This is a genomic window from Streptosporangium minutum, assembly GCF_002149035.1.
In the GTDB taxonomy this organism is placed as follows: Bacteria; Actinomycetota; Actinomycetes; order Streptosporangiales; family Streptosporangiaceae; genus Streptosporangium; species Streptosporangium minutum.
This window is the reverse complement of the sequence record NZ_NGFP01000105.1, coordinates 18,831-30,082: the sequence shown is the minus strand read 5'-3', so window position 1 is coordinate 30,082 and position 11,252 is coordinate 18,831. Positions and strand designations below refer to the sequence as shown.

Below are 11,252 nucleotides of genomic sequence, written 5' to 3'. Positions count from 1 at the left end.
CTTGAGAATCGCGCGGAGGCGGGGGGTGGCGGATCGTCCGGGTGGAGAGCGGGGTGGTGGATTCCGGCATCAACCGATCGGTTGATAGTGAGGGCGACAGGTGCCTATCGAGGGCCACCGCCTCACTGGCCACCGGAACATGTGCGGCCGGCTTGACCCAGGCTCAGAACAGGCGCAGCTCCGTCCTGGACTTCAGCGAGTGCACTGTGGCCGACGCCGAACGGCTGACCGAGTGGCTGACGCAGCAGGTGTGCAGGCGGCGCGCCGGGCCTTGAGCGACGTAGGGCGGTAAATGGCGGCAATTCCGCCCGAGCCGGCTCGCTACGTCACCGGCCGTTCCGTTATCGCTCAAGGCCCGCGTAGGTGGCCGGTCGTCCGGCAGCTGCTCAGCCTGCCGATCGGCCCAGCAGCTGCCGGCATCGCCCAGGCCGGCCTGTCGCACTGCCCGCCGCCGGTCCGCCTGCGGGGCGTGACCGGCCGGCGATTCCGGCTGCAGCCGGATGTCGACGTGTCACACGATCTGGATGGCGACGACCTTCGGGGGGCGGTTCGGGAAGGTGATGTCGTGCCAGCGCTCGATCTTCACCGAGTCGCCGTTGGCGTCGTAGTAGATCAGGTCGTTGTTGCCCGTGGAGATCCGGTCGACCCACCATCCGCCGAAGTCGGTCTTTCCGCCGTTGGCGTAGCAGTCGACGCTCTCGCGGCCGTCGAGGTGCGACCAGATCTTCAGGAAGTTCTCGCCGCCGACGCATTGGACGTGATCGATGGCGAAGGCGGTGCCGCCCGGGATGGTGACGGTGAAGGCGGCGGCTGCGGTGAGCGCCACGGCCATGGAACGGGCGTTCTTCTTGCTCTTCGAAATCACAGACTCTCCTCCTGCGGAGACCGGCGCGCGCGGCCCGGCCCTGCTGGTGATGTCGCGTCCTGACGGAACGGTGCTTCGTCGGGCCGGCAGACGGCTGACTGCGCACCGGAGCGGCCCCTCGCGGCTGCGCCTTTCCGTGACACGATTGGATGCATCGGTAACTCAAAGTAATAGGCCCTCCAGTCGGGTCGACGCCACCAGAGGCAAAGTGGCGGGGAAGACCAGGTCAAAGCTGCCCGGCAGGATCCTTGATCAGGCTGCGAAGCCGTAGCGCCTCGCAGTCGTCTGGGATACCGGTTTTCTCACGGGGTCGATGAACAGCCACGATGCGCATCGCGGCCAGGGGGTTGGGCGCAGACCTGGCGGCAGCCGGCGGGTACGGTCGCGGCGAGGTCGGCCGGCTGACCGCGACGGCCGAGGCCGTGATCAAGATCGCGGTGATTTAGCTGCTGCCTGCCCGGTTCGCCGGGAGGGCTTGTGGTGGAGCGTGCGGGCCATCCGGCTGACTGCGATGGACGATCAGTGGTCGTCGGCGGTGGCGAAGTCGGGTAGCTCGGTGGACAGCAGCTCGTCGGCGGCGCCGTCGAGGAGCTGGGCCATCTCCGTGGAGCGGGGAAGCATGGTCTTCTCGTAGGCGTGGACGGCTTCGTCGATGGTGTCGTGGTGGGCGATGGCGAGGGCGAGTTCGCATGCGTCCAGCATGGCGAGGTTGACGCCGACGCCGAGCGGGGGCATGAGGTGGGCGGCGTCGCCGAGCAGGGTCACCGTGGGGTTGTGCTCCCAGGCGTGGGGGACGGGCAGGGCGAAGATCGGGCGGTCGACGTAGGGGCCGTCGTTGTCGGTGATCAGCCGGCGCAGGCGGGGCGACCAGTCGCGGTAGCGCTCCAGGAGGAGGGCGCGGATGCCGTCGGTGGCCTGGGGGGTGAGACCGCCGGCGGTGATCCAGTCGGCTGGGACGCGCTGGATGATGTAGGCGCGGATGTGGTCGCCGCTGTTGCGCTGGGCGAACAGGCCGCGGTCGCCGTCGGCTGCGGCGGCGCCGCCCTGGCCGACGAGCTCGGCGATGTCGGGGTGCCGGGTCGCGACGTCGTGGAACCAGGCTTCCAGGAAGCTTACGCCGCTGTAGCGGGGGGTGGCCTGCGAGACGGCGCGGCGGACCTTGGACCAGGCGCCGTCGGCGCCGACGACGAGGTCGGCTTCGATGGTGGCGCCGCCCGTGAAGTGCAGCTGTCGGGGGCCTTGGGCGGGGCCGCTGACGGTCTGCAGGGCGTGGCCCCAGCGCACGGTGCCGGGCTGAAGCGAGTTGAGCAGCAGGTCGCGCAGCCGGCCGCGGTCGATTTCCGGTTTGAACCGCTCGCCCTGCTCGGGGACGTGGTGGAAGAGGATCGTGCCGGCCGGGTCCATCTGGCGCATCTCCTGGCCCTCGGGCCGGGCCAGTCGGAAGAACTCCTCCAGGAGGCCGGCTTCGCGTAGGGCGATCTGGCCGTTGTCGGCGTGCAGGTCGAGGGTGCCGCCCTGGTCGCGGGCGGCGGGGCCGGCGTCGCGGTCGTAGACGGTGGCGGTGATGCCGTGCTGCTGGAGGATGCGAGCGCAGATCAGGCCGCCGGGACCGGCTCCGATGATGGCGATGCGGGATGTCGGGGGGGTGTTCATGGTGCTCCGTTCGTTCCGTGCGGCAGTGCCATGACTGCCGTGCTGAGGGGATGCCTGGGTCAGGGGGTGGCGGGTCCCGCCGAGGAGAAAGGGCGGCCGGGTGGTACCTCGGAACCGCCGCTCCAGAAAAACACACCAACTCAATAAGTGCAACAACATAACTTTTGAAGTCGGTCAACTGAGGAGGTAGGGTGCCGGTATGCCCAGCACAACGACCGACACCGCGACAGGTCCCTCTCCCGCGCCGGTGGGTCGACGCGAGCGCAAGAAGGCCGCCACCCGCCAGGCCATCGCTGACGCCGCGCTGCGCCTGTTCCTGGAGCGCGGATACGACGAGGTCGGCATTCGCGAGATCGCGGACGCCGCCGACGTGTCCACCACCACGCTGTTCAAGCACTTCCCGGTCAAGGAAGCCCTCGTCTTCGACGAGGACTCCGACCAGGAGACCCGCCTGCTCGCCGCCGTCCGGGAGCGGCCCGAGGGCCAGTCCATCCCCGCCGCGCTGCGCGAACACGCCCTGAGGACCCGGCTGGCCGCCTCCGACAGCGACGCCGGCTTCACCGCCTTCACCAACCTGGTGGCCGGCACCCCCGCGCTGCGTGACTATGCCCAGAACATGTGGCTGCGCCACACCGCCGCACTCGCGCAGGCCATCGCCGAGGAGAGCGGCCTCGCCGCGGGCGACCCCATCTGCGCTGCCCTGGCCCACTTCGCCCTCGAAGCCCCCCGCGCGGCCTACGCCCACGACGACCCCCGCAAGGCCATCACCCGGGCCTTCGACCTCCTGGAACACGGCTGGAGCGCGCTCGGCCAGATCAAGGCGTGAGCAAGCGCCTCGCCGCGGAACGGCGCGCGTCCGAGCGGTCCTCATCCACGCCCGCCCCAACCCCCGCTCCTTCGGTCGCGAGATCCGCAATCTCCAGGAGGGCTGCCATGACCTGGCCAAGCACGTCTTTCACGGCCGCAAGGGGGAACTGCGGCACCGCTGTCAGGCCGGGATGGAAGACCAGCTCGGGGCATACCGTAAAGCGAGTATTTTCCCTGGTAGGAGCACTGCTGGAGAGAAGCGCGGCAGGGTGGGGCGGTCCGCTATGAGCTTGGGCGGCCTTCCTGTATCGGCTGGGCATGCGGGCCAAGACGCTGATGATCAGTTTTGATCACTGTTCGGCGTTCCTCACCGGCGAAGTGACCACTGGTTGTGGTGCCGTCACGTCGAGTCCACTGCTCTGGGGTTCCGCTCGGCTCTGTCGTCGGTATTTGCCGGGTGCGGTGCCGTACTCCCGTTTGAAGGCGTTGGCGAAGGCGAACTCCGAGGTGTAGCCGATCCGGGTGGCCACCTCGCCGAGTGAGGCATCGGACTCACGGAGAAGTCGGGCTGCGGTGGTCATGCGCCACCAGGTCAGATAGGTGAGGGGTGGCTGGCCGATCAGAGTGGTGAAGCGCCGGGAGAAAGCCGCCCTGGACAGTCCCGCCTGGGTGCCGAGTGTCTCGACCGTCCAGGGGAGTGCGGGGTCACGGTGGAGGGCGTGCAGTGCGGCGCTGATCGCCGGGTCGCCCAGTGCCGCGGCCCAGCCGGCGGTCGTGCCGCGTTCGGACTGTTCGTCGAACCAGGCGCGCAGGATGTAGAGCAGCAGCGTGTCGAGCAGGGCGGGCACGACGGTGTCGGCTCCGAGGCGGGGGTTGTCGAGTTCGCCGCCGAGGAGACCGACGGCGGCGCGCAGTTCGGGGCGGTGCCCGAGGCGGGCGGGCAGGTGGACGATCTCGGGCAGGTCGGCCAGGAGCGGATGGGCTCGGCTGGGGTCGAGCCGGTATCCACCGCAGAGGGTCACGGTGACCGCCTGTGAGCCGTCCTGGCCGGTTTTTCCCACGGTCGCGGAGGCGTAGCGGTCTTCGAATCGAGGGTCGTTCAGTGGGTCGCAGGCGGGTTCGGTCAACGGGGTGGTAGGGCTGTCGGCGAGCGCGTAGCCGCTTCCGTGGGGCAGGAACACCACGTCGCCGACGTTCAGCGCGATGGGGGCGTCGCCGCCTGGGGGGATCAGTCGGCACGATCCCTGCAGGACCACTTGAAAGCCGGCGGAGCCACGCACGGTGGGGAACTGCTGTCCCCAGGGGGCGTGCCATCGAACGCGCGCCGAGCGGGGTTGTCCGGTGCGCATCGCGGCGATCACATCGCTGAGTACGTCCACGGAGAGAGTCTATGTCGACGCCTTCACGAAGACGTACGCGTATAAATACGAGATTTTCACGCATTGGCTGTCTCTTCTCCTGCCCATACGGTTGAGCGCACACGAAGTGATCAACCATTGGGGGTCTTTCATGCCGGAGCAACGCAAGGTTCTGGTGATCGGGGCGACCGGCACGGTCGGCCGGCAGGTCGTGGCGCAACTGCTGGAGGCGGGGGCCGAGGTCCGTGCGCTGGCCCGTGATCCCGGAACGGCCGGTCTTCCGGACGGCGTCGAGATCGCGCATGGAGACCTGACCGATCCGGACACCCTGCACGCCCCCTGGACGGGGTCGAGGCCGTGTTCCTCCTCTGGCCGTTCGCTACGGCCGAGGGGATGCCCGCGGTTCTGGAGGTGGCCGCCGCACATGCCCGACGCGTGGTCTACCTGTCTTCGGCTGCCGTCCGCGACCACGAACAACAGATCGAGCGGCTGATCGAGCGGTCCGGGATGGAATGGACGTTCCTGCGACCGCACGCCTTCGCGGCCAACGCCCTGCGGTGGGCTGGGCAGATCCGCGCCGAGGCAGTCGTGCGTGAGCCGTACGGCGCGGCCGCCATGCCTCCGCTGCACGAGCGGGACCTCGCGGCGGTGGCGGTGCGCGCCCTCGTCGACGGCGGGCACAGCGGCGTGATCCACGAGCTGACCGGGCCCGAGATACTGACCCAGGCCGAACAAGCGGGCATCATCGGGGAGGTGATCGGCCGCCCGGTGCGCTGGGAGGAGACCTCGCCGCAGACCGCGCGGCAGCAGATGCTCACCCAGGGCTGGCCGCCCGCGGCCGTGGACGGCATCCTCCAGGCCCAGGCCGAGATGGTGACCGAGCCGAGAGCGGCCACGGCCACGGTGGCAGAGGTCACCGGAGTCCCGGCCCGCACGTTCCGCACCTGGGTGACCGACCACGCGGGCGAGTTCCGCGACATCATGAAGGCCGCCCGCATCCATGAGTACGGCGATGCCTCCGTCATCCGATACGAAGAAGTACCGCGGCCCGCCCCCGGGCCGGGCGAGGTCCTGATCGAGGTCGCTGCCACCTCGTTCAATCCTTCGGAAACGGCGCTGCGGTCCGGGATGCTACGAGCCGCGCTGCCGGTGGACCTGCCCTACATCCTCGGCTGGGACGTCTCCGGCACGATCGCCGAGGTCGGCGGCGACGTGGAGGGGTTGGCCGTGGGCGACCGGGTCATCGGCCGTCTCGACGCGGGCGGCGCCGCGGCCGAGTACGTCGTCGCCCCGGCCGGCGTGCTGGCCAAGGCGCCCGCCACTGTTCCCCTGGCCGACGCGGCCACGATCCCCGTCGCCGCGCTCACCGCCTGGCAGGTGCTGTTCGAGCACGCCCACATCACCGCGGGCCAGCGCGTGCTCATCAACGGCGCCGGTGGCGGCGTGGGAGGGTTCGCCGTCCAGCTCGCCAGGCACGCCGGTGCGACAGTGGTCGCCACGGCCAGCGGCCGCAGCGCCGCGGCGGTCCGCAAGTACGGCGCCGACCAGATCATCGACTACACGACCACCGCTCTCGCAGATGCGCTGGACGGCCCGGTCGATGCCGTCGTCAACCTCGCTCCGATCTCTCCCGAGGCCGCGGTGATGCTGGTCTCCCTCCTGCGGCCGGGCGGCGTCATCGCCTCCGTCGCCACCCCCGTCGAGCCGCCCGCCGGCGCCGATGTCACCGCCCTGCACATGGTCGCCCGCAACGACGCCAAGCAACTGAGCGAGATCGTCGGACTCCTCGACGCCGGCGCGCTCATCGTCGACGTCGCCGAATCCCACCCGCTGTCCGACCTCGCCCTGGTCCACCGCAGGAGCGAGGCGGGCCAGACCCACGGCAAGATCACCGTCTTCCCCTGAACCGAGCGTCTCGGGCCCGGGTACCACGGCGTCCGAAGAAAGAGAATCGTCATGACCAAGATTGCGATCATCATCGGGAGCACGCGGCCAGGGCGCAACGGGGAGGCCGTGGCCCGCTGGGTGCACGACATCGCCGCCAAGCGCCAGGACGCCGAGTTCGAGCTGGTGGATCTCAAAGATTTCGGCCTGCCGCATCTGGATGAGGTGATGCCGGCGGCGATGGGGGAGTACAGCTACCCGCACACCAGGGCCTGGGCTGCGACGGTCGACTCCTTCGACGGGTACGTGTTCGTGACGCCCGAGTACAACCACTCGACGTCGGGAGCGTTGAAGAACGCGATCGACTTCCTGTACGCGGAGTGGAACAACAAGGCAGCCGGGTTCGTCAGCTACGGCAGCGCCGGTGGCACCCGCGCGGTGGAACACCTGCGGCTGGTGATGGGCGAGCTCCAGGTCGCCGACGTGCGTGCCCAGGTCGCGCTGTCGCTGTTCACCGACTTCGAGCACTTCAGCGTCCTGAATCCGGCGGCGCATCAGGAGGACGCGGTCACGGCCATGCTGGACCAGGTCGTCGCCTGGGGTGAGGCGTTGCGGCCACTTCGTCAGTAGTCGTTTCGGATACCGCACCTCATTAAGGAGCAGATCACTAGCCGTGATTGCCCGGTGATCCCGCCATCTCATCGGCGGGCGTGGTCTGCGGGCTTCGTGGTGCCTCGTCGGCGGCGCCGCCGGCACTGGAGAAACTGACGCCGGCTTGGATGCCGTCGAGGAACCAGGTAGGGCCGAAGGTGAAGCCGGCGCCCCGGTCGCCGTCCGCGGCGAGGGGACGAGGCGGGTCGTGTGCCGGTCGACCAGCTCGGCCTGGTCGACCGGGAGGGCGCGGATGGCGATGTGGCGGTGATGCGGGCCGCACTGGTGGAGAAGCACCACACGGTGCGGCCGTTCCTGCGCCTGCCAGGTGATGTCGCCCCGCATCGACCTCCCCGAGCCGCTGGTGGATCTGGGCGTGACCGCTGCTGCCTGTCGTGCTGCGCGACGACGATGTCCCGGATCGCCGATCCGGGGCGGGGGAACTGCTCCCCGTCGGTCTGGCCGGCGGCCACTTGGTCCATGGTCTCGATGTCGCGCACCCCGTTCACCGATGACTGGGTGGCGAGGTGGACCCGGTCCTCGTCGCGTGACCGGCGTGGGAGACGCTCCTGGCGCTGCCCAAGGCGGGCGACACGCTGAAGTTCTGGAAGTCCGGCCGGTGGGGTCGCTCGGCGGGGCACGTGCTGACTACCGTCAACGAGCTCCGCGACCGCGGCATCACCGTGGTGCCGCTGACGGAGAACTTTGATCTGGGCGCCGAGGAGGGCCGTTTCATGTTCGCGGTCCTGGCCGCCGCCGCGGAATACGAGCTGGAGCTGCGAGCCAGCGCCAGGTCGAGGGGGTCGCCGTTGCCAAGCGCCGTGAGGCCACCGCTGCCGTGCTGCCCGGCAGGAAGAAGACCGGCCGGCCGCGCGTCATCGGTCCCGCCGAGCCGGCCACACTACGCCGTCCGGCCGGCGACGGTGTCTCGATCACCGAGGCTGGCGGCACCTCGAAATTGGCCGCTCCACCGCCTACGTGGCACTCGCGGGACGCTGACCGGCAGCTATCCCGCCCGTATCCCGCTTCTGCCTTCGCCCCCTGGCAGGACCGTTCTCATCGGTAACGGCTGTCCGCCGGTCCCTCACCCCCGGTTCCTGACTGTTTCGTTCCGATGCGGTCCTCCTCGTCCTTGCGAAGGCAAGTCTAGTATGGTGTTCGAGCACCGGATCAATGATCCGGTCACTAGAACAACGGTCCTGTCCTTGGCCGGCAGGCGATCGACCGGCAAGGGGGAACACGGTGGCGGGACATATCGAGGTGGACCGCCTCACCCACGTGCTACCGGACGGGCGGCTGCTTCTTCACGAGGTGTCGTTCCGCATCGGCGACGGTGTCAAGGCCGGGCTGGTGGGGCCGAACGGCGCGGGCAAGACCACTCTGCTGCGACTGATCGCCGGAGATCTGCAACCGGAAGACGGCCGGGTGGTCTGCTCGGGCGGGCTGGGGGTGATGCGGCAGTTCATCGGCAGCGTCCGCGACGACCGGACCTTGCATGATCTGCTGCTGTCAGTTGCACCCGACCGGGTCCGCGCCACCGCCGCAGGCCTGGAGCGGGCGGGGTCGGCGCTGGCGGAATGCGACGACGAGACGATGCAACTGGCCTACGCGCAGGCGATCAGCGACTACGCCGACGCCGGCGGCTACGACATGGAGGTGGTGTGGGACACCTGCGCGACAGCGGCCTTGGGCCTGCCCTACGACGCGGTCCGGGAACGCCCGGTGAGCACCCTGTCGGGCGGCGAGCAAAAACGCATCGTCCTGGAGGCCCTGTTGCGCGGACCTGATCAGGTCCTGCTGCTGGACGAGCCGGACAACTACCTCGACGTGCCCGCCAAGCTATGGCTGGAAGCTCAGCTGCGCGCCACCTCCAAGACCGTGCTGCTGGTCTCCCACGACCGACAGTTGCTGGCCAACGCCACGGACCGCATCGTGACCGTGGAGTCGCGCGGCGTCTGGGTCCACGGCGCGGGCTTCGCCACCTACGCCCAGGGCCGCCAGAACCGCATCGACCGACTGGAGGAACGGCGCCGCCGCTGGAACGAGGAACACACCAAACTCAAGCGCCTGGTGCGGACCCTCCGGCAGACAGCGGCCAACAACGACGCCGTTGCCTCCGCCTACCGTGCAGCCCGCACGCGGCTGGCACGGTTCGAGGAGGCGGGCCCGCCCGAGCGCCCGCCCAAACGGCAGAACGTCCGGATGCGGCTGCGCGGCGGCCGGACCGGCAAACGCGCCGTCATCTGCGAAGCCCTGGAACTCACCGCTCTGATGCGGCCCTTCGACACCGAGATCTGGTACGGCGAACGCGTGGGCGTCCTTGGCTCCAACGGCTCGGGCAAATCTCATTTCCTGCGATCGCTCGCCGAAGCGGCGGACGGCGCGGTCCCCTCGGTACGCCACAGCGGTTCCGTACGGCTGGGCGCCCGGGTTGTGCCCGGCCACTTCGTGCAGACCCACGCCAGGCCCGACCTGTACGGCCGCACCCCCGCCGAGCAGGTGACGGCCGGGCATGCTCTGACGTTGAACGACGCCATGGCCGCGCTTGCCCGCTACGAACTCGCACCAGCCGCTAATCAGCCGTTCGAGACCCTGTCCGGCGGGCAGCAGGCCCGGCTGCAGATCCTGCTGCTGGAACTGTCGGGTGCGACGCTGCTGCTGCTCGACGAACCGACTGACAACCTCGACCTGGCCAGTGCCGAGGCCCTGCAGCAGGGGCTGGCGTCCTTCGCCGGCACCGTGTTGGCGGTCACCCATGACCGCTGGTTCGCCGCCGACTTCGACCGTTTTCTCATCTTCGGTGCCGACGGAACCGTTTACGAGAGCAGCGAACCGGTCTGGGACGAAGCTCGGGTCGAGCGTGCCCGCTGAAGTCGTGCCACCGGTGGAGGCCCGACTACCACAGGTCCGGACGCGGGAAGACAGAGCCATTGCCGGTCGTCGGATGGACGACGCCGTGGCCGGCCGGGGCCCCGGCCGGCCGGTGGGATCCGCCGCTGGTGTCGATCAGGTGGGCTGTGCTCTACCAGAGCCAGACCGCACCGTGCAGGCGGATCCGCAACCTCGTGATCCGGACCCCTCGCAGGTCTTAGGCGACTCGTCCCGCCGGTGCGGTGAAGGTGTTGCACGCTCCGGGCCGTAGGGTGTCGAAGCCGCGCTGTTCCCAGTAGACCCGGTTCTTGGCCTTGCCCTGCTCCTTGTGGTCGCCTTCCACCGACTTCCAGTCGATGATGAGGTCGGTGCCGTAGGCCTTGGTGTGGGAGAGAGAGTCCCAGACACTTCCGAGGAAGGCCCCGGTGAGGCAGAGGTTCTGCAGGGAGACCTTCGCGCTCAGCGTCCATCGCTGCTTCTTCGACATTTTCGCCTCGGCCCGCAGCTGCTCGCGGAGAATGCCGCCTAGCTGCTGCACGTGATAGGAGTAGCCCATCGCCAGGCTTTCCAGCATGCGCGGGTGGTTGAGCTCATTGCTCAGGGCCGAGTCGGTGACCATGAGATAGATGGTCCCGGTGCCGATGCAGTACAGGCTGAAGGTGTCGCCGGGGTAGTAGGGGCCGCAGGCGGTCTTGACACGGTCCTTGTGCGACACCACGACCTTGGGCTTGGTCCAGGTGAAGCCCGCCTTCCGCACCTGCGCCGACCACACCCGGTCGAGACAGGCGGACATCTCGATGACGTAGAGGCGTGCGCCGTCGTGGCTGGCGCTGGTGAAGGCGGGCTCCTCACAGGTCTGCGGGGGGATCGTGCCGGTCTTGTAGAGGGGGTTGCCGGTGAGGACCGCCGAGGTCCCGGGGGCCGCGTGGGCGGTCCCGCTGAGGGGCAGGCTGAACAGCGCGCCGGCCATGAGGGCGGCGAGGAGGGTACGCATGGCAGCAAACCTTACTGATCTTCTTGAGATCGCTGTAAACAACTGCGAAACGGCTTTTGGCGAGGCCGGAGTGTGTGGCGACGCTCGGCACGATTCGAGCTCTACGACGACCGGATAGTGCAGGGGGATCCCAGAAGCGAGAAACGCACCGTTTCGATGCCGATCGGAA

Annotated in this window: 10 protein-coding genes and 1 pseudogene; 7 read left to right on the top strand and 4 right to left on the bottom strand. The window is 69.1% G+C overall.

The window, feature by feature from the left end:
* Positions 1-152: 152 nt before the first annotated feature.
* Complete coding sequence (locus CA984_RS48790; protein WP_278249058.1) at positions 153-275, top strand: hypothetical protein; 123 nt, start codon at positions 153-155, stop codon at positions 273-275.
* Positions 276-511: 236 nt separating this feature from the next.
* Here CA984_RS48790 and CA984_RS22465 read toward each other — a convergent pair whose 3' ends face one another.
* Together CA984_RS22465 and CA984_RS22460 are read right to left on the bottom strand one after the other, a co-directional pair.
* Entirely contained in the window at positions 512-865 is a 354-nt protein-coding gene (locus CA984_RS22465; RefSeq protein ID WP_086575539.1) for a beta/gamma crystallin domain-containing protein, read from the bottom strand.
* Between the two features lie 519 nt (positions 866-1,384).
* Positions 1,385-2,518: an FAD-dependent oxidoreductase gene (locus CA984_RS22460; protein ID WP_086575538.1), complete on the bottom strand. Its 1,134-nt coding sequence runs from the start codon at positions 2,516-2,518 to the stop codon at positions 1,385-1,387.
* Between the two features lie 199 nt (positions 2,519-2,717).
* Between CA984_RS22460 and CA984_RS22455 the strand changes: the two genes are divergently transcribed.
* A complete protein-coding gene (locus CA984_RS22455; protein WP_086575537.1) occupies positions 2,718-3,344 on the top strand; it encodes a TetR/AcrR family transcriptional regulator in 627 nt (208 codons plus the stop codon).
* A 331-nt stretch (positions 3,345-3,675) separates the two neighbouring features.
* Here the strand turns inward: CA984_RS22455 and CA984_RS22450 are convergent, their stop codons facing one another.
* Positions 3,676-4,704 (bottom strand): AraC family transcriptional regulator, encoded by a 1,029-nt coding sequence (locus tag CA984_RS22450; RefSeq protein WP_086575536.1) that lies wholly within the window; start codon positions 4,702-4,704, stop codon positions 3,676-3,678.
* Positions 4,705-4,834: 130 nt separating this feature from the next.
* On the opposite strand from CA984_RS22450, the gene CA984_RS48075 reads away from it, so the two are divergent.
* The 5 genes and pseudogenes from CA984_RS48075 (at position 4,835) to CA984_RS22425 (ending at position 10,089) form a co-directional block, all read left to right on the top strand.
* Entirely contained in the window at positions 4,835-5,176 is a 342-nt protein-coding gene (locus CA984_RS48075; RefSeq protein ID WP_242676110.1) for an SDR family oxidoreductase, read from the top strand.
* Positions 5,077-6,588, top strand: coding sequence for a zinc-binding dehydrogenase (locus CA984_RS48070; protein WP_242676108.1), 1,512 nt, complete (start codon positions 5,077-5,079; stop codon positions 6,586-6,588). Before CA984_RS48075 ends, CA984_RS48070 begins: the two co-directional genes overlap by 100 nt.
* 51 nt (positions 6,589-6,639) lie before the next feature.
* Entirely contained in the window at positions 6,640-7,197 is a 558-nt protein-coding gene (locus tag CA984_RS22435) for an NADPH-dependent FMN reductase (protein WP_086575535.1), read from the top strand.
* A gap of 584 nt (positions 7,198-7,781) precedes the next feature.
* Positions 7,782-7,994: pseudogene (locus CA984_RS49305) on the top strand (recombinase family protein); the annotation flags it as partial.
* A 466-nt stretch (positions 7,995-8,460) separates the two neighbouring features.
* Positions 8,461-10,089, top strand: a complete 1,629-nt coding sequence (locus tag CA984_RS22425; RefSeq protein ID WP_242676107.1) for an ABC-F family ATP-binding cassette domain-containing protein — start codon at positions 8,461-8,463, stop codon at positions 10,087-10,089.
* Positions 10,090-10,306: 217 nt separating this feature from the next.
* Here CA984_RS22425 and CA984_RS46385 read toward each other — a convergent pair whose 3' ends face one another.
* Positions 10,307-11,083, bottom strand: a complete 777-nt coding sequence (locus tag CA984_RS46385) for a neutral zinc metallopeptidase (RefSeq protein ID WP_165781365.1) — start codon at positions 11,081-11,083, stop codon at positions 10,307-10,309.
* Positions 11,084-11,252: the final 169 nt, after the last annotated feature.

Bases quoted from the DNA above. Each gene is read 5' to 3' on its own strand.
- CA984_RS46385 (WP_165781365.1), bottom strand. From the start codon at position 11,083: ATGCGTACCCTCCTCGCCGCCCTCATGGCCGGCGCGCTGTTCAGCCTG.
- CA984_RS48070 (WP_242676108.1), top strand. From the start codon at position 5,077: ATGCCCGCGGTTCTGGAGGTGGCCGCCGCACATGCCCGACGCGTGGTC.
- CA984_RS22460 (WP_086575538.1), bottom strand. From the start codon at position 2,518: ATGAACACCCCCCCGACATCCCGCATCGCCATCATCGGAGCCGGTCCC.
- CA984_RS22435 (WP_086575535.1), top strand. From the start codon at position 6,640: ATGACCAAGATTGCGATCATCATCGGGAGCACGCGGCCAGGGCGCAAC.
- CA984_RS22455 (WP_086575537.1), top strand. From the start codon at position 2,718: ATGCCCAGCACAACGACCGACACCGCGACAGGTCCCTCTCCCGCGCCG.
- CA984_RS48075 (WP_242676110.1), top strand. From the start codon at position 4,835: ATGCCGGAGCAACGCAAGGTTCTGGTGATCGGGGCGACCGGCACGGTC.